Genomic DNA, 20,571 nt, shown 5'->3' on the forward strand with positions numbered 1-20,571 from the left:
TGCTACCAATACAGGCTTTGTTCGCGTTTTGTTCACGAGCCTTAACCTTCACGTTTTCCCTTTGGATACCCGCATGCTTGAAGCTACCGTCAAAAAGATTCTCCAGGCCAACGTTTACGAAGCCGCCTGTGAGACCCCGATTTCCCCCGCCCCCTTTTTGTCGCGTCGTTTTAACAATCAGATTTTGATTAAGCGTGAAGACCTGCAGCCCGTGTTCTCGTTCAAGATTCGCGGCGCGTATAACAAGATGGCCCAGCTCACTGAGGAGCAGAAAGCCAAGGGCGTGATTGCCGCCTCGGCGGGTAATCACGCCCAGGGCCTTGCCATGGCGGCCAAGTTGATGGGTGTGAAGGCGGTGATCGTCATGCCGCGTATTACCCCGGAAATCAAGGTGCAGGCGGTGCGCGCGCGCGGGGCGAAGGTAGTGCTTAAAGGCGATGCCTTTGCCGCCGCCGCCGAGCATGCCCAGGAGCTGATCAAAGAGCATGGCTACACCTATATCCCGCCCTTTGACGATATTGATGTGATCGCGGGCCAGGGCACGATTGGGGTGGAGATTCTGCGCCAACATAGTGGGCGGCTGGACGCCATTTTCGTACCGGTAGGTGGCGGCGGGCTGATTGCCGGCGTTGCAGCTTACGTCAAGTATCTGCGCCCAGATATCCGGATCATTGGTGTTGAAGCTGAGGATAGCGCCTGTCTCAAGGCAGCCCTTGAAGCCAACGAACGCGTAGTTCTGGAGCAGGTCGGCGTATTTGCCGAAGGTGTCGCGGTGGCCCAGATCGGTGAGGTGCCGTTCATACTGGTGAAGGATCTGGTAGACGAGGTGATCACGGTCAATACCGATGAGATGTGCGCGGCCGTCAAGGACATCTTTGAAGATACCCGGGCGGTGGCCGAAACCTCGGGCGCACTCTCGCTTGCCGGGTTGAAAAAGTATGTGCAGCAAACCGGCGTCGAGGGTGAAACGTTGCTCTGCATCAATTCGGGTGCCAACACCAATTTTGACCGTTTGCAGCATATTGCCGAGCGCACTGAGCTTGGCGAGCAGCGCGAAGCCATTCTGGCCGTCACCATTGCCGAAAAACCCGGCAGCTTCAAAAAGTTTTGCCGAACGCTTGGCAAACGCATGGTCACCGAGTTCAGCTACCGCTACGCGGACAGCACCGAGGCGCATATCTTTGTTGGCGTGCAGGTAAAACCGGGAGGTGAAGATCGTCAGGCCGTCATTGAAAAGCTGCGCGAGGGGGGTTACCAGGTTGAAGACCTGACCGATAACGAGCTTGCCAAGCTGCATATTCGTCACCTGAGCGGTGGGCGACCCAGCGAGCGTTTTGAAGAGGCGCTTTATCGTTTTGAGTTTCCCGAACGGCCAGGGGCGCTGATGAATTTCCTGACCCAATTGCCCCATGACTGGAATATTTCGCTATTTCATTACCGCAATCATGGGGCGGCCTATGGGCGTGTCTTGGTGGGGATGCAGGTACCCAACGGTGACCAGACCCATGTAGCCGATTATCTAGACGCCATTGGCTACCGTTATTGGCATGAAAGTGATAACCCGGCTTACCGGCTGTTCATGGCTTGATATCCTAACAGGAGAAGGTGAGTGCTCACTAACGCCTCAGTTAAGAACTGCCAGATGCTTAAAGGTTATTAAAAGCTTTAAATAGGCCTAAAATATGTCTGTTTAGCAGTTGTCACTGATGGCCTTAAAGCCCTATAGTCGTCAGCGAAATTAATGAGGCGGATCACCCTCACCAGATGAGCCGGGTGATGTGTCAGTGCAAGGGCATAAGGTGTTGGAGAGTCGGCATGCGGCGGAAAAAGCCTGATATGGTAATGGCATTAACAGTGGTGTTTTTATTAGGCGTACTTGCCACTGGCTATGCCCAGGCGTTATCGGGAAGTTAATCGAAACGTTACGGGCATCGCGGCTACTTACCGCAAGGCGATACGAGTCGACCCCATCAGGGCCGGCTCTTTTTTTTGTCCGCTCGCACCACGGCCCTGTCGCTCGCGACGGCGGTCAGCGGCACGTCCCAGGGTTCCACGGGCAGGGCGTCCACCTGCTGACAGGCATGAGCCACGCCAATCAAGGCAGGCGCCGGGCCTCCTCGGCGCATAAAGGCAAGGCTGCGGTCATAAAAGCCGCCGCCCATCCCCATGCGGTTTGCCTGGGCATCAAAGCCCACCAGCGGCACGATCAGCGTATCCAGCGCCCAGACAGGCAAGCGGTTGCGGTGGTGAGCGGCAAACCGGGTGTCGGGCTCGAGAATACCGAAGCGGTTTTTCACCATGGGCGTGTGGGCATGGTAGGCAACAAACCAGAGCGAGTTAGCGCTTAACGGGCGCAGCACGGGCAGGTAAACATCAACGTTACGCTTTTGAAACCAGGGTAAAAGAGGCGTGGGATCAATTTCACCGTTGACCGGCAGATACAAACTAATACGCCGAGCGCGCTGAATTTCGGGGAGGTGTTTGAGCTGCTGGCAAAGATTGAGCGCAGCTTGGCGCTGCTCGTCTTTGGAGAGGGCTGAGCGCTTGCGGCGAAGCGTGCGGCGCAGGACGCGCTTGGCGTCAGGGTCGTGCAGGCTTTCCATAAATAAAGTGTTCCCCAGAGTGCCGCTGTCATTCTGGCCCTGAACCTACTGGTTCAGAGTGGGTGGCCGCAGCCAAACCGTCAGGCTTTCCGACGCACGGACATGCACACGGGTCTGGCTAGCATTTGGCCCCCTGGGTACTGCGCATAGGCTCGAGGGACTATAACGACTGGCGTACACCCCAGAGAACCCCGATATCCTAACAGAGCCAGCGGCTATGCCAAAGTGTTGAGTGAAAGGTTAACTAAGATTGGCGCGTTTTGGCCAGCGCCCGCTCAAGGCGATCGTTCAGGCGATTCAAGGTGGCTTCGCTTGCACGATGCTCATCAAGCGCTTCCAGCAGTTCATGAGTGATATTCAGCGCCGCCATCAGGGTGACACGCTCACTTCCCAGGGTGCCGCTTTGGGCATTAATACCGTTCATGGCGCGGTCAAGGTAGCGTGCTGCCCGCTCAAGCTTGGCTTCTTCCCCGGTATCACAGGCGATCATGTAGCTGCGCCCGAGAAGGGTAATTTCTTTCGTTGGCCGCTTGGCGTTACTCATTAAAAGCTCCGGGGCGGGCCAGCGAGGGGCCCAATGCGTTAACATCATGACATAGGAAAATATCGTCGTTCACTATAAGAGAGGCGCTTGCACGGGGTCAACGCGCATGTGCCTGCGGCGTATTAACGTATCACCCCTTTATACAGCGAGTTATCACTATGTCATTAATCGATGAGCGACAGGATTTTTCTGACGTTGCCGATGTTTTTCTGCTTCACGGCAGCATGCAGTCGCCCGCTTTTCTGGACGGCCGTCTATGCGCGCTTCTGGCTCTGCGCGATGTCAGCGCCCAGGCCTGGCTTGAAGAGGTATGCATAAGCCTGGGCGTCGAGCAACCCCGCGACGAGGCGAGTGCCGAACGCCTTCTGGGCTGGCGCAAGCAGACCCTGGAAGCACTGAGTGCCAGCGACCTGAACTATGCACCGCTGCTGCCTGACGAGCTATTCTCGCTGGCCGAGCAGGCCCAAGGGCTCAAGGAGTGGACACTGGGCTTTAGCGAGGTGGTCGATGAAGTAGTCGACAGCGAGCTGCGCGAGCGCTGGTCCCAGGCGCTGCGCGAATCTATTGACGACCTGGAAGCGCTGAGCCGGATCGAAACCGATATCGATGACAGCCCGGAAAACGAAAACGACCTGTTTGCCCTGACCGAGCATGCGCGTATGGCGGCCATGCTGCTGTATACCGAGCAGCACCCCGGCAAGCCCCAGGTCGAGCAAACCGACGCACCCGTCCACTAATCTTCGGAGGCTGTATGTTGCCTGAGTTATTGCCAAGACCGCCGGCCATCGGCGTGGACGAGTACTGTACGCGTCGTGAGGCGCTAATGGCGCAGCTACCCGCCAATGCAGCAGTGGTATTGCCCGGCGCCTCTCTGGTGACTCGCTCTCACGATAGCGAGTATGCGTTTCGCCAGAACAGCGATTTCTACTACCTGACAGGTATTACCGAACCCGATGCTTTGCTGGTTCTCGTACCAGGTCGCGATACGGGCGAAAGTGTCGTGTTCTGCCAGGACCGTGACCCGACGCTGGAAGCCTGGACGGGGCGTCGCCTGGGTGCGCGAGGCGTTGAACGCGAGCACGACATCGACCAGGCGTTTGAAAACGCTGACCGCGATGCGCTATTGCCAACGCTTCTTGAAGGTCGTGAACTGCTCTACGTGCCGCTGAATAACCCGGATGCTTTAGAGATCGCCGAGGAGGCCTTCTCTGCTGCGCATGCGGGGCTACGGCGCGGACGTGCTCCGCTCAAAGGTTGGCTTGACGTGAGCGCACTGATTCACGCCATGCGGTTGATCAAAAGCGAAACGGAAATTGCCCTGCTTCGCCATGCGGCGGCGGTCTCTGCGCGTGCCCACGTGCGCGCCATGCAGGCATCGCGCCCCGGCCTTTATGAGTACCAGCTGCAGGCCGAGCTTGAGCACGAATTTGTCTGGCAAGGCGGCAGCGGCCCGGCCTACAGCACTATTGTGGGCGGTGGCGCGAACGCCTGCGTACTACACTATATTGAAAATCGCACAGCGTTGAGCAGAGAGTCTCTGGTATTGATTGATGCTGGGGCGGAATTCGATCTCTATGCAGGCGATATTACGCGTACCTTCCCTGTCGGTGGCCAATTCAGCGACGCTCAGCGAGCGCTTTACCAGGTAGTACTCGACGCTCAGGAACGAGCGGTCAGCGCAGTAAAACCCGGTGCCACGCTTGTCGATATTCATCAGAACGTGGTGAAGGACTTAACCGCCGGGTTGATTGCGCTGGGCATACTTGAAGGCGATGTTCAGGCGCGAATCGACGATGAAAGCTATCGGCGTTTTTATCTGCACTCGACCTCCCACTGGTTGGGGCTGGATGTTCATGATGTAGGCACCTACCGCCTTGATGAGCAGACACCTCGCCCGCTGGTACCTGGTATGGTCCTGACCATCGAGCCAGGGCTTTATATTCCCGATGAAGACGGTATCCCCAGCGCTTACCGAGGCGTAGGAATCCGAATTGAAGATAATTTGGTGGTGACATCTGAAGGGCATGAAAATCTGACTAGCGGTGTACCCAAGCAGGTGGCTGAAATTGAAGCGTTAATGGTTAAAGAATAACCATATTTTAAAGCTTGAATGAGCCTTATGTAATTACGTTACACCTTATGATATGGCTATAAGCCAGGTAGCAGGAGATGCCAATGTCGCAGTCCAAGCATACGCCAACACAAGCGACCACTCACGATATTGTCATTGTGGGAGGCGGGTTAGTGGGCGCCAGCTTAGGCTGCGCGCTGGCCCCGCTTATTGAGCGCTATGGATGGAAAGTAGCGATTATTGAAGCGTCACCCATCCATGAAGTGCCGCTTGAAGAGAGTTGGCAGCCAAGCTTTGACGCTCGGGCAAGCGCAATTGCTGAAGGGTCCGCCCAGCGTTTTCGTCAGCTGGGTGTCTGGGAGGCCATGCAGACGGAAGCCACTCCCATCCAGCATATTCATATCAGCGAGCGCGGGCGCCTGGGGGCCACGCGGCTGAGTGCTTCGGAACTGGGTGTTGAGGCGCTAGGCCATGTGATTCCCAACGCCTGGATAGGACGGGTGCTTCACCGCCACTTGAAAACGCTGCCCATCGAGTGGCACTGTCCGGCCAAAGTGGAGCAACTATCGCCGGAAGCCAGCGGCCATTGCCTGCGTCTTTCAGACGGTAGCGAACTGCATGCCGCATTGACCGTACTTGCAGATGGCGGCCGTTCGGGGCTTAAAGAGCAGTTAGGCATTCATAGCCGCCGCAACTCCTACGAACAGACCGCGGTGATTGCCCATGTGGGTATCAGCCAGCCTCATCAGGGCATTGCCTACGAGCGCTTTACCCAAGAAGGCCCCATGGCGCTGTTGCCGCTATCAGGCCAGGCCATGGAGCTGATCTGGACACATCCAAGTGGTGAAGAGCGTGCGCGAATGGCCCTACCAGAGCGCGACTTTCTCGCTCAGTTGCAGGTGGCCTTTGGAGACCGCGTGGGACGTTTTACCCGAATGGGCAAGCGCTATAGCTATCCACTTTCGCTGGTAACCGCCGAAGAGCCGATACGCCCAGGGCTTGCGGTGTTGGGCAATGCGGCCCACGCGCTGCATCCTGTGGCCGGACAGGGCTTTAACCTGGCACTGCGCGGTATTATGGACCTGGTCGAAGCGCTTGAGCAGGGCGAACAGGCCAAGCGCTCACTAGGTGATATGGCCACGCTGCTGGCCTTTGAAAAGAAGCGGGCTCGTGATCGTGGCAACGTGATTCGCTTTAGCGATGGACTGGTGCGGCTGTTTGGCCACTCACTGCCGCTGCTGCCTCATGCCCGAGCGGCAGGACTGATCGGCCTTAACCTGGTTGGCCCGCTGCGTCGTAGCTTGGCACGTCGGGCAATGGGCCTTGAACGCTAGATAACCCAACCACATCACACAGGAACGCTATGGATACGCTTGCAAAAAAAACGGCTCCTGCCCAACAGTTTGACGCTGTCGTGGTAGGGGGCGGTGTGGTGGGAGTGACCCTGGTAGCCCTCTTGGCCCAGGCAGGCATGCAGGTCGCATTGGTGGAGGCCCGTACTGAACCGCTGCGTTGGCAAGGCATTGCTGGCAAACTGCCGGGTGTTCGGGTTAGTGCACTAACACCAGTGTCACAGCGTCTGTTGACGCACTTAGGGGCGTGGCCTGCCATGGCGCGTGCTCGGGTAACGCCGTATCGCTATATGCAGGTATGGGATGCCGAAGGCAGCGGCGGGATCAACTTTTCTGCCGATGAGGCCGGGGTCCCGGTGCTTGGTCATATCGTGGAAAACGATATTACTCAAGCGGCGCTAAATGCACTGGTGATGGACCACCCCAAGGTGACATGCTTTTTTGACGCCACACTGCAGGCGCTGCAAACCTCTGCTGCTGGGCGCTGGCTTGAACTTGGCGATGGCCGCAAGCTGAATGCGCCGCTGCTAGTTGCAGCCGACGGCGCTCGCTCAACGCTACGTGAAATGGCGGAAATAGAGGTGGCCATTGATGATATGGGCCAAGAAGCCGTCGTCACCACGGTAAAGTGCACCCAAGGGCATGGCAGTACCGCGCGACAGGCATTTATGGAGAGCGGGCCGCTGGCCTTTTTACCGCTGACGGTCGACGGTGATGAGCGCTACTGCTCGATTGTCTGGTCGACCACACCTGAACATGCGAGCACGCTGGTTAATCTGGCTCCTGAGGCGTTGGGAGAGGCGCTTGGCAAGGCATTCGGCTATCGGCTGGGCGAGGTGGTTGCCTGTGATCGCACTTATCGCTTTCCGTTGATACAGCGCCATGCCAGGCAGTACGTGCAGCCGCATCTGGCGCTGATAGGCGATGCGGCGCATAGCATTCATCCGATGGCCGGGCAGGGCGTAAATCTGGGTTTGATGGATGCGGCCGTGCTGGCCGAGGAAGTCATTAACGCCTGGAAACGCGGTGCGCCCTGGGGCGAGCTCACCACGCTCAATCGCTATGAGCGCCGGCGACGGCTGGATAACAGCGCCATGCTAGGGCTGATGAAGGGGTTTAGGGAGCTGTTTGGTACGCAGATGCCACTCTTTACGCTGGCGCGTAATCTGGGCATGAGCGGGATGAATCAGTTAAGCCCCGTAAAGCGCATGGTAATGCGGCAGGCCACCGGAGAGCGGGGGCGCCTGCCGCTTAGCTGCCGTTAACGGCGGCGGCGATCCACTACGTTAAGCGCCTTGAGCAGGTTGAGTGCTTCACTCATCTGGTAGTCGTCGCGCAGCCGCTCCGAGGCGGATTGGCGCGATTGCGTCATTGGCTGCTGAGCGCCCAGATGACCATCGAGATCGGATTCGCGAAGCTCCAGGCGGCTTTCTGCAAGCTCAAGGCGGCCGCGTACCACTTCTACATCCGGCTCGATGCCCTGGGCCTGAATGGAGCGGCCGTTGGGCGTGTAGTAGAGCGCTGTGGTCAGTTTTAGACCTTCGCCGTTGCCCAGCGGCATAATCTGCTGGACCGAACCCTTGCCGAAGCTGTCCGTGCCCATGATCACCCCGCGCCGCTGGTCCTGCAGAGCGCCGGCGACAATCTCAGCGGCCGAGGCGCTGCCGCTATTGATCAATACCACCAGTGGCACATCACCTGCCGGCGTGTCCCGCGATGCCGAGAACGACATTGCCGTATCGGCAAGGCGCCCTTCGGTGTACACGATCAGGCCGCTATCCAGAAACAGGTCGGCCACGCCCGCCGCTGCCTGAAGCACACCGCCGGGGTTGTTACGCAGATCCAGAATTAAGCCTTCCAGCGGCGCGTCGCGCTGCATGCGCTCGATGGCCTGGCGCGCCTGCTCTGGGGTGCGCGACTGGAACTGGCTGATGCGCAGATAGCCGTAGCCTGGTTCGAGCAGCTCATGTTTGACGCTTTCGCTGCGAATCACCTCGCGGGTCAGCGTAAAGCTGCGCGGGGTTTCTTCTCCTGTGCGCAGCACCGAGATACGCAGCTGGCTTCCCGGCTCACCGCGCATCATGGTCACGGCTTCCTGCAGCGACATGCTGTCGGTGGGCGTGCCGTCGATGGCGATAATCACGTCCCGGGAGAGCAGGCCTGCCCGCGAAGCTGGCGTATCGTCGATAGGCGTGACCACCATGAGCTGCCCGTTTTCCATCCCCACTTCGATACCGATGCCACCAAACTCACCCTGGGTGGATTCGCGCAGGCTCTGGTACTCTTCTTCATCCAGATAGGCGGAGTGCGGGTCCAGCTCGCTGAGCATGCCGCGCATGGCGTTACGCAGCAGAGTGCGGTCGTCCACCTCTTCCACATAGCCGCGCTTGATGCGCTCGAACACCTCGGCAAAGGTCTGGATCTCTTCAAGGGGCAGGTCGTCGGCAGAGGCTTGGCTTGCCGGCTGGGCAAGCAGCGGTAACGGGGCCGACAGAAACGCAAGAGGAAGCAGGGCAGCCAAGAAGCGCTTGGCAGGGGCCGATACGTCGGTAACAAATGGCGTCATGCAGACTCCGCAAGGCGATAGGTAGGCGTAAGGCGCTACCCTAAGTTGGCTGTTAATACGGTTCAGCTTATCCCGTCAGCGGCGCGCAATCCAACGCTGAGGGTTGATGGGTTCACCACGCTGACGTACTTCAAAATAGAGCGCGGCGCGAGATTGTCCACCGCTGTCTCCCACGCGGCCTATTTCATCTCCCCTATTGACCTGCTGACCGGGCCGGGCGCTGAACTGCTGCAAGTGGGCATACAGGGTCATGATCTGGTCACCGTGATCAATAATCAAAAGGTTGCCAAACCCACGCATCCAGTCGGCAAACACCACCCGGCCAGGGTGCACGGCGCTAACCTGGGTACCGGCACCTGCCTGAATGACAATACCATTATAGTGAACCCCGTCACGACGGTTAAATGACGATGTGATATCACCCTGCACCGGCCACGGTAAATCTCCCTGTGTACGCACGATATTGGTGGTAGGCGTAGGCGAATCAAGGCGCGCCAGTTCCGCCTGAATTTCACGCAGCTTGCGCTCGGCCTGCTCGCGGTTGTCATTGAGATCCGCCAGGCGGTCGGCTTCGCTGCCATAGCGGTCATCCAGGGTTTCCACAACGCTGCGCCGCTCTGCGGTACGCGTCACCAGGCGGGCGCGCTGGGTGTCAAGTTCGTCGGCCAGGCTTGCCAGGCGCGTCTGACGCTCGTCAAGCGCCTGCTCGGTATCAGCAAGGGCGGTATCCAGGCGGGCAATATCGGCAAGGCGCCGGTTGCGTGCTTGGGTAAACCGGTTCAGGTAGGCCTGCATGCGGTCAAGCTCGGCAGGGTCGCCCTGGTTGAGCAAAAGCTTGAGCTGGGGCGTGGGCCCCAGCCGATAAAGTGCAGCTAGCTGCTGGCCCAGAGCGGCATACTGGCTGGCGCGCTCGCCTTCCAGGCGGTCGCGGTGCTGGCGTAGCTGGGACATTTCATCGTCCACCTGCCGCCGTTCGCTCTGCAGGGCATCCAGGCGCTGATGCGTTTGGGCCAGCTCGGTTTCCACACCACGCAGTTCACGCTCGGCACTGTCGCGTGCCTGGCCCGTGGCGCTTAAGCGCTCGGAAAGCGATTCGATTTCTTGACCCAGCGCATCCAGCTGCGCTTGGGCAGCGCTTTCATCCGGCTGGGCAAGGCTTGCCGACGAGACGAGAAGGGCCAGTAGCGCACCGAGCGCCAGTGCCAGCCGCCTTGACATCAGTTGAAGCGAATCAACGGCTTCCCGGTCATCGCCTCGGGAACGGATTGATCCATCATGGTGAGCAGCGTGGGCGCCAAGTCGCACAGCCGGCCCTCGTCAAGCGCCCCTTCCCGCTCGCCCACATATACCAGCGGCACCACGAAGGTGGTGTGAGCCGTTTGCGGAGCGCCGGTTTCGGGGTGCACCATTTGCTCGGCGTTGCCGTGATCGGCGGTGATCAAGCAGGCGCCTCCAGCTCGTTCAATGGCCTCTACCACCCGGCCAACGCAAATATCCACGGTCTCGATGGCCTTTACCGCGGCGTCAAAATCGCCGGTATGGCCGACCATGTCGCCGTTGGCGTAATTGCACACGATCAGGTCAAACTGCCCGGCATCAATAGCCTCAACGAGCTTCTCGGTAATCTCGTAGGCGCTCATCTCGGGCTTTTCATCGTAGGTGCGCACATCCTGCGGTGAGGGCAGCAGGATCCGAGTCTCGCCGTCGAACTCCGCCTCACGGCCGCCAGAGAAGAAGAAGGTCACGTGGGGGTACTTTTCGGTTTCCGCAATGCGCAGCTGTTTAAGCCCGCGCTTGGCCACCACTTCGCCTAGGGTGTCGTTCAAATCAAACGGGGGGAAGGCGGCAGGCGTCGGAATGTCGGCAGCATACTGAGTAAGCATCACTAGGCCCTTGCCGGCAAGTGTCGGGCGGGCCGTGCGAGAAAAGCCGCTGAAGTCGGGTTCCACGAGCGCGCGGGTAAGCTCGCGGGCGCGGTCAGCACGAAAGTTCATGAAAAACGCCGCGTCACCGTCTTGCAACGTAATGCATTTATCATTGAGCAATACGCAGCTGGGGGCTACGAACTCGTCGGTCTCACCGCGATCATAGGCATCGCGAAGGGCGGATTCAGCGCTGGTGGCATATACCTCGGCTTGGCCGTCGGTGAGCAGACGGTAAGCTTTTTCAACGCGCTCCCAGCGGTTGTCACGGTCCATGGCGTAGAAACGGCCAATAACGGATGCGACAAAGCCGTTGTCGGCGCCTACTAGCTCGGATAAGCGGGCATTGGCGCGCTCGATGGAGACCAGTGCGCTTTGCGGTGGCATGTCTCGGCCATCCAGAAAGGCGTGAATAAAAATGCGCTGGGCGCCGCGCCGCGCCGCCAGCTCCGCCATGGCGATAAAATGATCTTCGTGACTGTGCACGCCGCCCGGGGAAAGCAGTCCTAACAGGTGAACGGCACGTCCGTTGGCAACAGCCTCATCAATGGGCTGGGTCAGGTTTTCATTCACGTCCAGGTCACCATCTTCAATCGCCTTGGTGATCCGCGTGAAGTCTTGGTAAACAATGCGCCCGGCGCCGAGGTTCATGTGGCCAACTTCCGAGTTGCCCATCTGGCCATCCGGCAGGCCCACGTGACGGCCATCGGTATGTACAAAGGTATGCGGCCGGCTGGCCCATAAATCATCCATCACGGGTGTATTGGCGGAGGCCACGGCGTTATGTGCGCTATCAGGATTGTGGCCGTAACCGTCAAGAATGATCAGCGCGACAGGGCGCGGGGTAGATGTAGCCATAAAAACCTCGTTAGGTTGAATAAACCAAGCGGCGTAAAACGAAAGCGCTGTTGGCGCCTAAAGCGTCATTTGAAAAGCCCGAGTATGCTGCTCATCTTTTTCAAACAACGCCTTAGGGGTCGCGACTGGCGCACGCTTGGGGCATCATAACGTAGGCAACTGCCGGGCGTCATGACCAAGGCCTGCGCGGGGTGCCTTGTGGCGTGTATACTTGTCGCGTTTTGACGGCGGCTTTGCCGCTTTTTTCTGCATATACCAAGAGATTGTGTTCGCGATGATCGATCAGCTGTTCGAATTCGTACAGAACCACCCCCTGTTAGTCGGGGCGTTTTTGCTGGTGCTGGTAGCGTGGCTCATTTATGAAACGCGTAGCGCCTCCACCAACGCTGTGACCTCAACGCAGGCTACCCAGCTTATTAACCGCGAAGACGCGGTCATCCTGGATATTCGTGAGAGCAAAGACTTCAAGGCTGGGCATATTGCCGGGGCGCGCAACATCCCGCAAAGCAATATCGACAGCCGCATGAACGAGCTGAACAAAGTGAAAGGTCAGCCGATCATTGTGGTCTGCAAGCATGGCCAGGGCGCCGGCGTGGTTCAGGCCAAACTTGCCAAGGCGGGGTTTGAGCGTGTTTCCAAACTGAAAGGCGGCATGGCGCAGTGGCAGGCGGATAGCCTCCCGGTGGTTAAGAAGTAAGCGCAACTGCGCCTTTATTTATTGAATGAACAACGAGGAGTTTTCCATGGCGGAAGATAACAACACCCCGCAGGCGGGCGCAGCAGCGTCCGGTGACAAGCCGCAGCTGAAGTTCTCTTTACAGCGTATCTATGTAAAGGATATTTCGTTTGAGGCGCCTAACTCGCCATCTGTTTTCAAGCAGGCATTCAAGCCCAAGGTCAACCTGGATTTGAACACCACCAGCACCAAAATTGCTGATGACCAGTATGAAGTCGTAATCAAGGTAACCGCACAGGTCAACGACAGCGAAACCGGCACCACGTCGTTTCTGGCTGAAGTCGAGCAGGCGGGCCTGTTCCGCATTTCGGGCATCGAAGGTGCGCAGCTGGAACAGACTCTGGGTGCGTTCTGCCCCAACCTGCTGTTCCCCTATGCGCGGGAGTGCGTGGACAACCTGGTCAACCGTGGTGGCTTCCCGCCGCTGATGCTGGCGCCAGTGAACTTCGAAGCCATGTACGCCCAGCGCAAACAGCGTGAAGCTCAGCAGCAAGCCGAAGCAAGCACTCACTAAGCATGCAGGCCAACGACTGGTATGCCCAGCACGGCAAGATGCCCCGCCTGTATGTGCCGGTACCGTTCACGGTAGGCGAGGCGCTGGAACTGCCGGAAGGCCCGGCGCGCCACGTCACCCGCGTACTGCGCATGGGCGAGGGCGTGCCGCTGGTGCTGTTTGATGGGCAGGGCCAGGAGGCCGGCGTTCGCCTGACGGAGGTGAGCCGCAAGCACACCACCGCCACGGTGGACGCGGTATGGCCGGGGGCGAGCGAATCGCCCCTGGCCGTTCACCTGGGCCAGGCGATCTCCAAGGGCGACCGGATGGATTATGCGATCCAAAAGGCCGTGGAGCTGGGAGTTGCCGCCATTACCCCGCTGTATACCGAGCGCGGTGATGTGCGCCTGAAAGGCGACCGCGAAGCCAAGAAGCTGGCCCACTGGCAGGCTGTTGCGGCCAGTGCCTGCGAGCAGAGCGGCCGGGCGGTAGTGCCAGTAGTGCATCCGCCGCTGGGAATCGATGAGTGGTTGAAGAACCGACAGGAGCCGCTGCGACTGATGCTGCACTTGGCCACCGGTAACGCCTTCGATCACGCCGAGCGCCCGGCGTCGGCAGCACTGCTGATTGGCCCGGAAGGTGGGCTGACCGAAGCGGACATCAGTGCTGCTCAAGCCTCAGGTTTCACACCGCTGACGTTGGGGCCGCGCGTGCTGCGCACCGAAACAGCCCCGGTCGTGGCGCTAACCCTTCTTCAGCACTACTTTGGCGATCTGTAAGCGCTCACTAACCTGATCTTCTCTTTCATGCGTCATCCGGTGGGCAGCGTCTTTTCGTCGCCTGCCTGGACCTGGCGGTGAGCGCTTTCAAGCCCAGCAAGCACCAACGGCTTGATCATGGAGAGCACTTCCCCTGACAGACCACTGATCACCGTGAGCTGGTGCTTTTGCCCTGCGCGGTAACCCAGCCAGCAGGGTAGCCATACCGGCGTGGGTGGTGTATCCAGCGCCTGAATACGCCATAGCCTGGGCGTCGCCATACGTTCCCATAGCCAGAGTCGTTGGGTGGCTTCAAGCGTGGGCGCAGTGGCACCGGTCAGTTGAACGCCAGCATCGGGGCGCTCGGCCTGAACGGGCAGCTCGGCGCCGGTCAGCAGCAGCGCGCGCTGCATATCCCTTGCACCCAGCAGCCACGCGCCGGGTGGTTTTCCCTTCATGCCCAGTGGGGCGGCCCACAGGGCTACCCAGGCAGGCTCCAGCGCGGTTGCCCCCAGTCGGCCGAGCCAGCGCCGGGCGGCGTGTTCATCAAGCTGGCGGGAAAGCGTCAGGCGCTCAGCCATTGGCCCACCCCTGCAGCAGGGCCAGCAGCCCCAGCATCACTCCAAACCAGACGAACAGGCCGATACAGCGGCGCCGGGTCAGGCGGGCCTCCCGGCCTATTTCGGGGGCGTTGGCACTTCGGGCAGCAAGAATGGCCTGCATGTCGGGGGCGGTTTCTTCGATGATGACGTCCGAGAGCTGCTCGGGGCGCGGGGCAGCGCTGGTCAGGCTGACCAGGTAGCCGACCGATACCGAGACCATGACGCCGATAGTGTTGTTATAAAGCCATGATACGTCCAGCAGGCTGGAGACCGACCAGACGGCCAGCATGCCGGTGAACAGCCCGGCCACTGCTCCGCGCGCGTTGGAGCGGTGGCTGAAGATCGCCAGCAGGAAGGTGCCGAGCAGCGCACCGTAGAACCATGAGCCTATCTGGTTGACCGCTTCGATCACCGGCCCTAGGTTGCCCGCAAAGAACGCGAACAGAGTGGCGTAAAACCCCCAGAAGATCGTCGCCAACCGTGAAGCTTTGAGGTAGTGCGCATCACTGGCGTCTGGCTTGATATAGCGGCTGTAGAAGTCGCGCACGGTTACCGCTGACAGCGAGTTGAGCGCCGAATCAAGGCTCGACATGGCGGCGGCAAACACGCCTGCGATGACCAGACCGGCCATCCCCGAAGGAAAGGCGTTTACCACATAGCGGGGCAGCAGCTCGTTCAGGTCCTCCGGCGGAGTGAGCCCGTGCTGCTGGTAGTAGGTCGCCAGGATGACGCCGATAAACAGAAACAGCAGCATTTGCGGAATCAGCAGGTAGCCGCCAATCAGCAGCGAGCGCTGGGCATCGAGTACCGAAGGGCTTGAGAGCACACGCTGAATCTGACTCTGGTCGGTGCCGAAGTAGGCGACGTGAAGGAAGAAGCCGCCCAGCAGGCCTGCCCATAGCGAATAGGTCACGCTGGGGTCGAGAGACAGGTCGATGGCGTTGAACATGCCACTCTGCGCGCCGAAGGTAAACACGTCGCTCCAGCCGCCGGGCAGGCTGGTCACCAGCAGGAAGATGCTCATCAGCGCCCCTAGCCACAGCACAAACATCTGTATGACATCGGTCCAGATAACTGCACTCATGCCGCCCAGCACCGTGTAGCTGATGGCCAGCACCGCCATGATGATAATGGTCAGGTTGACGCTCCAGCCGGTGACCACCGAAAGCACCAGTGCTGGCGCATACAGCACCACGCCGGTCGCAAGACCTCGGGCGATCAAGAACAGCAGAGCGCTCAGCGTGCGGGTGGCCGGGCCGAAGCGGCGCTCGAGCAGCTCATAAATGCTGTAGATGCCTGCCCGGTGAAATACCGGCACAAAGACCATGATCAGCACGATCATCGCCAGCGGCACGTTGATGAACGTGACCAGCCGTTCAAGCCCGCCTTCAAAGCCCCAGCCGGGGGCGCCGATGAAAGTGATGGCGCTTGCCTGGGTGGCCATCACCGAAAGGCCGATGGCCCAGCCGGGAATCTTACGCCCGCCTAGAAAGTAGTCTTCGGGGCTATGTTGATCCTTGCCAAAGCGTGAGCCGATCCAGGCGATCAGGCCGATATAAACGATCAAGACTGTCATGTCGACGGGCGTAAAACCTTCCATGTGCTGTCCCTGTAGGCTGATTCCACTGATGTTTTGAGCGTAGCAGGTTGTGGTAAGCCTGCTTACGATAGAGATGAATTAACCGGCGCTTGCCATGACTCAAGACTAAAGCATTGCTGATGCTTTGCCCGAAGACGTCCAGGCGCCATAATGAAAGCTCATTTTTTAAGGACGGCATCCATGGTCCGTGAATCAACGACTCCCCCTCGCGCTGCCAGTGACGCATCTGCCCGGATAGGCGAAGTGGCGTATCTGACGGTGACGGCGGTGAACAACACCGGCGCTTTCCTGCGCTGGGGGCAGCCCAAGGACGTCTTGCTGCCCTACAGCGAGCAGATCTTTCGCCCGGACCCGGGCAAGCGTGTGCTGGTCAAGCTGTATGAAGACGACCAGGGACGTCCGGTAGCCACCATGCGTCTTGATCGTTTTCTGACCGATGATGCCTGGGCGCTGGCTCAGGGCGACGAGGTGGCCGTGGTGGTAGCCGATCGCACTGACCTGGGCATGAAGGTGGTGGTCAATCATCGCTACTGGGGGCTTATCTACCAGGATGATATCAGCCAGCCGCTGCGCCGCGGGCAGTCACTGACCGGCTACGTGAAGCAGCGCCGCGATGATGGGCGTGTGGACATTTCACTGCTGCCGCCGGGGGCTGCACGCCTGGACGTGGTGGGCGAGAAGATACTCAAGGCGCTGCGTGAAAGCGGCGGCTACCTGCCGTTGGGCGACAAGAGTTCGGCCCACGATATCAAGGCACGCCTGGGGGTCAGCAAGAGCGCGTTTAAGCAGGCCATCGGGCGGCTCTACAAGCAGCAGCTGATTACCCTAGCGCCGGATGCAATACGCCTGAACCCAGGCGCGCTTGCCCCGTAACGGCGCCAACGGTTGGAGCCGGCCAGGCAGTGCGGCATACTGCTTACCTATTGTTCATGTATGGATTTGCCCCGATGAGTCAATCAAATCTGCATCTCGGCGTCGTGATGGACCCCATCAGTGACATCGCTTACAAGAAAGATACTACCCTTGCCATGCTATGGGCGGCGCAGGAGCGCGGCTATACCCTGCACTATATGGAGCAGGAAGATCTTTTCTTGAACGCGGGGCAGGCCTGCGCACGTATGCGGCCGCTGACGGTGCATCGCGACCCCGAGCACTGGTACGACCTGGGCGAGCCGGCTAACCGTCCACTTGCCGAGCTGGACGTGGTGCTGATGCGCAAGGACCCGCCGGTGGATGCCGATTTCACCAATGCTGTCCATCTGTTGGGCTTTGCCGAGCGCGAAGGCGTGCTAGTCGTGAATCCGACCGCCGCGCTTTTGCAGTGTAACGAGAAGCTGTTTGCCCAGCAGTTCCCTGAATGCTGTACACCCACACTGGTGGCAAGCCGCGATGACGTGCTGCGCGCTTTCCACGCCGAGCACGGCGATGTGATTTTCAAGCCGCTGGACGGTATGGGTGGTACCGGGATTTTTCATATCGGCCCTGACGGTCGCAACATTGGTGCGGTCATCGAGCAGCTGACGCTGCGCGGCCAGCGCCAGATCATGGTTCAGCGCTACCTGCCTGAAATCAAGGATGGCGACACGCGCATTCTGCTGGTTGATGGCGAGCCGGTGCCTTTCGGGCTTGCGCGTATCCCCTCGGCGGGTGAGACGCGCGGCAATCTGGCTGCTGGAGGCCGCGGGGTAACGCGTGAGCTTACCAAGCGCGATTACTGGCTGATTGAGCAAGTCCAGCCCATGATTCGTGAAAAGGGGCTGATGTTTGTCGGGCTGGACGTAATCGGTGACTACATCACCGAAATCAACGTGACGAGCCCCACCTGCGTGCGTGAAATTGATGATCAGCGTGGCACCGATATTGCCGGATCGCTGCTGGATGCGATTGAGCGCCGCCTGAGCGCTGCCCAGAACGCCTGATTCACTACTAATATAGAAGGTCTGCTGGCAGGGCCAGCAGACCGTAGGAGCCGCATGCAAAGTCTGAAGCACCACTTTTTAATGGCGATGCCGCATCTGGATGACCCGAATTTTGAGGGCAGCCTGATCTATCTCTGTGAGCATGACCATAACGGCTGTATGGGCGTAATTACCAACCGCCCGCTGGATATCACCCTGGAGGCGCTGTTTGACCAGTTGGAGCTGGGCGGTGACGAGAGCCCTCATCGCAATGCGCCCGTCTATTATGGCGGGCCGATGCATAAGGACCGCGGCTTTATTCTCCACCTGGGTGACAGTCAGGCGTGGGACTCCAGCATTCAGGTAGAAGACGACATCGCACTGACCACCTCTATGGATATCCTTCAGGCGCTGGCTAACGGGGAAGGGCCTGAGCACTTTCTGATCTGCCTGGGCTGTGCGGGCTGGGAAGTGGGCCAGCTCGAAGATGAGCTTAAGGAAAACACCTGGCTTACGGTTGAAGGCCAGAGCGAGGTACTGTTCAGCACGCCTCCCGCAGAGAGGCTGACGGCAGCGGCCGGGCTGCTCGGCGTTGATCTCAATCTGATGACTCGGGACGCAGGGCACGCTTGATGGCAGAAACAGGCCAGCGGTTAATTCTTGCCTTTGATTATGGTACTCGGCGCATTGGCGTCGCCGTAGGTAATGAGCTGCTTAGAAGCGCTCGGGAGCTTGCCCCGCTCACCGCGCGTGATGGTATCCCTGACTGGAATAAAGTAGAGCAGCTTCTTAAAGAGTGGCAGCCTGACCTTCTGGTCGTGGGATTGCCGCTCAATATGGATGGCAGTGAATCGGACATGAGCAAGCGTGCGCGCAAGTTTGGTAATCGCTTGCACGGACGCTATGGCAAACCGTGTGTGATGGTTGATGAGCGCGGCTCTACCCGGGAGGCCAAGCTGATCGCTAAAGAAGCCGGGCACCGGGGCAACTATCGCCAGGAGAGCGTGGACGGTATTGCTGCCGTGCTGATTCTGGAGGGTTGGTTTGCCCACCAGGAAGGTCTTCCTGATGGGCGCGCTGTCTATTAAGGCTTAACGGTCCAGCGTGCCAAGTTGATCAGGCACAAACCAGCGTACCGGCCGCATGTCCTTCTCGATCAGATCGTCGACTTTCAACAGCGTGGCAAAAATGGCCATGCGCATGGGAATACCGTTATCGGTCTGACGGAATATCGCCAGGCGCGGGTCGCCATTAAGATCCACGTTCAAATCATTGGCACCGGGGCGGCTGTCGCGCGGTAATGGATGCATGACAATGGTCGAGTCGCTGCAGCGCTGATCCAAAAATGCCTTATTGACCATGAAGTCGTCCGAGACTCCCTTGAAGCTTTCATTCATCTCTTCGGTAAAGCGTTCTTTCTGAATCCGCGTGGTGTACACCACATCCAGGTCGCTAAAATCAGTCGCCAGGTGATCACGTACTTCTACCTGATGCCCGCGGGCTGTGACCAGGTCGATCAAGGACGTCGGCATTTCAAGCCCGGGTGGCGACACCAGCGTGATGCGCAACGGGTCATATAAAGAGAGCAGCTTGATCAGGGAGTGTACGGTGCGCCCGTACTTGAGATCGCCGGTCAGCAGGATATGCGCCCCGCCAAGCGACTTGCCTAACCGCTGAAACTCTTTGTCGATGGTGTAAAGATCCAGCAGTGCCTGGCTTGGATGCTCACCCGGGCCGTCACCGCCATTGATGACCGGCACATTAGTAGCGGCGGCAAACTCGGCAACAGAGCCTTGGTCCGGATGGCGCATGACAATAGCGTCACAGTAGCCACTCATTACCCGGCTGGTATCGTAAAGCGACTCGCCCTTGGCCATGGAAGAGAAGGTAAAGCCTGTGGTGTCACACACGCTACCGCCCAGTCGGCAAAACGCCGTATGAAAACTTACCCGGGTGCGCGTACTGGCTTCGAAGAACAGGTTGCCCAAGACGGCGCCCTCAAGAACACGCGTAACCTGACGACGCTGGGCAATCGGCTCCATTTGAGCCGCAACGCGTAGAAGGTGGTTAACGCTGTCGCGGTTTAAGGAGTCAACGGATAGCAGATGGGGGCTCATCATGGACCTCATGTTGAAGTAGAAGGCGAAGTGAGTAGATGAAGTGGCTGCGCGTAGTGTAACCGCCAATACGTGGTTCGCCGAAGTGCTTTCACGGCCTTATAAAGGAGGTAGCAGAAGTTTTTCAGACTTATTTCGCAAAGCCCCTTGCCAAACGCCCGGTGAATCCGTAAAGTACGCATCCGCTGCCGGGGACGCCAAGCGTTACCAGCGGTGAATGAAGGTGAAAACCTTCGGATTATCAAGCGGTTGGATGTTTTGGATGTCGCACGTTTCACATCGAAAACAACGCCCTTGACAATCGCCAGGAAATGCGTAGAATACGCCTTCCTCGCTGAGGCAAGCGGCTCCGGTCATCGAGTCGAGTGTTGATAGGTCTTAGCGAAATGCTCTTTAACAATTTGATCAGGTAATTCATGTGGGCGTTTGCCGATGAGGGTGACAAGTCACC

At 59.0% G+C, this 20,571-nt stretch carries 20 protein-coding genes and 1 other RNA gene; 12 read left to right on the top strand and 9 right to left on the bottom strand.

The annotated features are described in order from the left end of the window. The first annotated feature begins 73 nt into the window (after window positions 1–73). On the top strand, window positions 74–1,588 hold the full coding sequence (ilvA, locus tag ELY25_RS17630) for a threonine ammonia-lyase, biosynthetic (RefSeq protein WP_126952561.1): 1,515 nt from the start codon (window positions 74–76) through the stop codon (window positions 1,586–1,588). A 382-nt stretch (window positions 1,589–1,970) separates the two neighbouring features. Here ilvA and ELY25_RS17635 read toward each other — a convergent pair whose 3' ends face one another. From ELY25_RS17635 to ELY25_RS17645, 3 genes are all read right to left on the bottom strand, one after another. Next, on the bottom strand, window positions 1,971–2,603 hold the full coding sequence (locus ELY25_RS17635) for a 5-formyltetrahydrofolate cyclo-ligase (RefSeq protein ID WP_126952562.1): 633 nt from the start codon (window positions 2,601–2,603) through the stop codon (window positions 1,971–1,973). A gap of 7 nt (window positions 2,604–2,610) precedes the next feature. Then, a non-coding RNA gene (gene ssrS / locus ELY25_RS17640) (6S RNA) lies at window positions 2,611–2,794 on the bottom strand. 53 nt (window positions 2,795–2,847) lie between these two features. Continuing rightward, window positions 2,848–3,147 carry a cell division protein ZapA gene (locus tag ELY25_RS17645; RefSeq protein WP_126952563.1) on the bottom strand — a complete coding sequence of 100 codons (300 nt, stop codon included), beginning with the start codon at window positions 3,145–3,147 and terminating at the stop codon, window positions 2,848–2,850. 158 nt (window positions 3,148–3,305) lie between these two features. Between ELY25_RS17645 and ELY25_RS17650 the strand changes: the two genes are divergently transcribed. From ELY25_RS17650 to ELY25_RS17665, 4 genes are all read left to right on the top strand, one after another. Further along, window positions 3,306–3,884: a UPF0149 family protein gene (locus ELY25_RS17650; protein WP_126952564.1), complete on the top strand. Its 579-nt coding sequence runs from the start codon at window positions 3,306–3,308 to the stop codon at window positions 3,882–3,884. Between the two features lie 14 nt (window positions 3,885–3,898). After that, complete coding sequence (gene pepP, locus ELY25_RS17655) at window positions 3,899–5,239, top strand: Xaa-Pro aminopeptidase (RefSeq protein ID WP_126952565.1); 1,341 nt, start codon at window positions 3,899–3,901, stop codon at window positions 5,237–5,239. 83 nt (window positions 5,240–5,322) lie between these two features. After that, window positions 5,323–6,552 carry a 2-octaprenyl-6-methoxyphenyl hydroxylase gene (ubiH, locus tag ELY25_RS17660; RefSeq protein WP_126952566.1) on the top strand — a complete coding sequence of 410 codons (1,230 nt, stop codon included), beginning with the start codon at window positions 5,323–5,325 and terminating at the stop codon, window positions 6,550–6,552. A gap of 29 nt (window positions 6,553–6,581) precedes the next feature. Beyond that, window positions 6,582–7,835 (top strand): UbiH/UbiF/VisC/COQ6 family ubiquinone biosynthesis hydroxylase, encoded by a 1,254-nt coding sequence (locus ELY25_RS17665; RefSeq protein ID WP_126952567.1) that lies wholly within the window; start codon window positions 6,582–6,584, stop codon window positions 7,833–7,835. Here the strand turns inward: ELY25_RS17665 and ELY25_RS17670 are convergent. From ELY25_RS17670 to gpmI, 3 genes are all read right to left on the bottom strand, one after another. After that, window positions 7,832–9,136, bottom strand: coding sequence for a S41 family peptidase (locus tag ELY25_RS17670; RefSeq protein WP_126952568.1), 1,305 nt, complete (start codon window positions 9,134–9,136; stop codon window positions 7,832–7,834). The genes ELY25_RS17665 and ELY25_RS17670 overlap by 4 nt on opposite strands. 75 nt (window positions 9,137–9,211) lie before the next feature. Then, window positions 9,212–10,354, bottom strand: a complete 1,143-nt coding sequence (locus ELY25_RS17675; RefSeq protein WP_126952602.1) for a murein hydrolase activator EnvC family protein — start codon at window positions 10,352–10,354, stop codon at window positions 9,212–9,214. After that, window positions 10,354–11,916: a 2,3-bisphosphoglycerate-independent phosphoglycerate mutase gene (gene gpmI / locus ELY25_RS17680; protein ID WP_126952569.1), complete on the bottom strand. Its 1,563-nt coding sequence runs from the start codon at window positions 11,914–11,916 to the stop codon at window positions 10,354–10,356. The genes ELY25_RS17675 and gpmI overlap by 1 nt, the downstream gene beginning before the upstream one ends. A gap of 274 nt (window positions 11,917–12,190) precedes the next feature. On the opposite strand from gpmI, the gene ELY25_RS17685 reads away from it, so the two are divergent. From ELY25_RS17685 to ELY25_RS17695, 3 genes are read left to right on the top strand one after another with little or no spacing between them, the layout of a single operon-like run. Next, window positions 12,191–12,613 (top strand): rhodanese-like domain-containing protein, encoded by a 423-nt coding sequence (locus tag ELY25_RS17685; protein ID WP_126952603.1) that lies wholly within the window; start codon window positions 12,191–12,193, stop codon window positions 12,611–12,613. A gap of 46 nt (window positions 12,614–12,659) precedes the next feature. Continuing rightward, the gene (secB, locus tag ELY25_RS17690; RefSeq protein WP_126952570.1) at window positions 12,660–13,166 is read left to right on the top strand and encodes a protein-export chaperone SecB; all 507 of its coding nucleotides are present in this window, start codon (window positions 12,660–12,662) and stop codon (window positions 13,164–13,166) included. Between the two features lie 2 nt (window positions 13,167–13,168). After that, window positions 13,169–13,924, top strand: coding sequence for a 16S rRNA (uracil(1498)-N(3))-methyltransferase (locus ELY25_RS17695; protein ID WP_126952571.1), 756 nt, complete (start codon window positions 13,169–13,171; stop codon window positions 13,922–13,924). Between the two features lie 32 nt (window positions 13,925–13,956). On the opposite strand, the gene ELY25_RS17700 is transcribed toward ELY25_RS17695, so the two are convergent. Continuing rightward, on the bottom strand, window positions 13,957–14,484 hold the full coding sequence (locus ELY25_RS17700) for a hypothetical protein (protein ID WP_126952572.1): 528 nt from the start codon (window positions 14,482–14,484) through the stop codon (window positions 13,957–13,959). Then, the gene (locus tag ELY25_RS17705) at window positions 14,477–16,105 is read right to left on the bottom strand and encodes a sodium:solute symporter family protein (protein ID WP_126952573.1); all 1,629 of its coding nucleotides are present in this window, start codon (window positions 16,103–16,105) and stop codon (window positions 14,477–14,479) included. The genes ELY25_RS17700 and ELY25_RS17705 overlap by 8 nt, the downstream gene beginning before the upstream one ends. Window positions 16,106–16,285: 180 nt before the next feature. On the opposite strand from ELY25_RS17705, the gene ELY25_RS17710 reads away from it, so the two are divergent. The 4 genes from ELY25_RS17710 (at window position 16,286) to ruvX (ending at window position 19,091) form a co-directional block, all read left to right on the top strand. Further along, window positions 16,286–16,978 carry a CvfB family protein gene (locus ELY25_RS17710; protein ID WP_126952574.1) on the top strand — a complete coding sequence of 231 codons (693 nt, stop codon included), beginning with the start codon at window positions 16,286–16,288 and terminating at the stop codon, window positions 16,976–16,978. Window positions 16,979–17,052: 74 nt separating this feature from the next. Beyond that, the gene (gshB, locus tag ELY25_RS17715; protein ID WP_126952575.1) at window positions 17,053–18,024 is read left to right on the top strand and encodes a glutathione synthase; all 972 of its coding nucleotides are present in this window, start codon (window positions 17,053–17,055) and stop codon (window positions 18,022–18,024) included. Between the two features lie 54 nt (window positions 18,025–18,078). Then, window positions 18,079–18,636 carry a YqgE/AlgH family protein gene (locus ELY25_RS17720; RefSeq protein ID WP_126952576.1) on the top strand — a complete coding sequence of 186 codons (558 nt, stop codon included), beginning with the start codon at window positions 18,079–18,081 and terminating at the stop codon, window positions 18,634–18,636. Continuing rightward, a complete protein-coding gene (gene ruvX, locus ELY25_RS17725; RefSeq protein ID WP_126952577.1) occupies window positions 18,636–19,091 on the top strand; it encodes a Holliday junction resolvase RuvX in 456 nt (151 codons plus the stop codon). Before ELY25_RS17720 ends, ruvX begins: the two co-directional genes overlap by 1 nt. A 3-nt stretch (window positions 19,092–19,094) precedes the next feature. On the opposite strand, the gene ELY25_RS17730 is transcribed toward ruvX, so the two are convergent. Continuing rightward, window positions 19,095–20,120, bottom strand: coding sequence for an aspartate carbamoyltransferase (locus tag ELY25_RS17730; RefSeq protein WP_126952604.1), 1,026 nt, complete (start codon window positions 20,118–20,120; stop codon window positions 19,095–19,097). Between the last annotated feature and the right edge of the window lie 451 nt (window positions 20,121–20,571).

It is taken from the genome of Vreelandella populi (assembly GCF_003989825.1).
Classification (GTDB): Bacteria; Pseudomonadota; Gammaproteobacteria; order Pseudomonadales; family Halomonadaceae; genus Vreelandella; species Vreelandella populi.

Coding starts and splice junctions, on each gene's coding strand:
- ELY25_RS17635 (WP_126952562.1), bottom strand. CDS start 2,603: ATGGAAAGCCTGCACGACCCTGACGCCAAGCGCGTCCTGCGCCGCACG.
- gshB (WP_126952575.1), top strand. CDS start 17,053: ATGAGTCAATCAAATCTGCATCTCGGCGTCGTGATGGACCCCATCAGT.
- ELY25_RS17720 (WP_126952576.1), top strand. CDS start 18,079: ATGCAAAGTCTGAAGCACCACTTTTTAATGGCGATGCCGCATCTGGAT.
- ELY25_RS17700 (WP_126952572.1), bottom strand. CDS start 14,484: ATGGCTGAGCGCCTGACGCTTTCCCGCCAGCTTGATGAACACGCCGCC.
- ELY25_RS17710 (WP_126952574.1), top strand. CDS start 16,286: ATGGTCCGTGAATCAACGACTCCCCCTCGCGCTGCCAGTGACGCATCT.
- ubiH (WP_126952566.1), top strand. CDS start 5,323: ATGTCGCAGTCCAAGCATACGCCAACACAAGCGACCACTCACGATATT.
- pepP (WP_126952565.1), top strand. CDS start 3,899: ATGTTGCCTGAGTTATTGCCAAGACCGCCGGCCATCGGCGTGGACGAG.
- ilvA (WP_126952561.1), top strand. CDS start 74: ATGCTTGAAGCTACCGTCAAAAAGATTCTCCAGGCCAACGTTTACGAA.
- ELY25_RS17645 (WP_126952563.1), bottom strand. CDS start 3,147: ATGAGTAACGCCAAGCGGCCAACGAAAGAAATTACCCTTCTCGGGCGC.
- ELY25_RS17685 (WP_126952603.1), top strand. CDS start 12,191: ATGATCGATCAGCTGTTCGAATTCGTACAGAACCACCCCCTGTTAGTC.
- ELY25_RS17730 (WP_126952604.1), bottom strand. CDS start 20,120: ATGAGCCCCCATCTGCTATCCGTTGACTCCTTAAACCGCGACAGCGTT.
- ELY25_RS17670 (WP_126952568.1), bottom strand. CDS start 9,136: ATGACGCCATTTGTTACCGACGTATCGGCCCCTGCCAAGCGCTTCTTG.
- secB (WP_126952570.1), top strand. CDS start 12,660: ATGGCGGAAGATAACAACACCCCGCAGGCGGGCGCAGCAGCGTCCGGT.
- gpmI (WP_126952569.1), bottom strand. CDS start 11,916: ATGGCTACATCTACCCCGCGCCCTGTCGCGCTGATCATTCTTGACGGT.
- ELY25_RS17695 (WP_126952571.1), top strand. CDS start 13,169: ATGCAGGCCAACGACTGGTATGCCCAGCACGGCAAGATGCCCCGCCTG.
- ELY25_RS17650 (WP_126952564.1), top strand. CDS start 3,306: ATGTCATTAATCGATGAGCGACAGGATTTTTCTGACGTTGCCGATGTT.
- ruvX (WP_126952577.1), top strand. CDS start 18,636: ATGGCAGAAACAGGCCAGCGGTTAATTCTTGCCTTTGATTATGGTACT.
- ELY25_RS17665 (WP_126952567.1), top strand. CDS start 6,582: ATGGATACGCTTGCAAAAAAAACGGCTCCTGCCCAACAGTTTGACGCT.
- ELY25_RS17675 (WP_126952602.1), bottom strand. CDS start 10,354: ATGTCAAGGCGGCTGGCACTGGCGCTCGGTGCGCTACTGGCCCTTCTC.
- ELY25_RS17705 (WP_126952573.1), bottom strand. CDS start 16,105: ATGGAAGGTTTTACGCCCGTCGACATGACAGTCTTGATCGTTTATATC.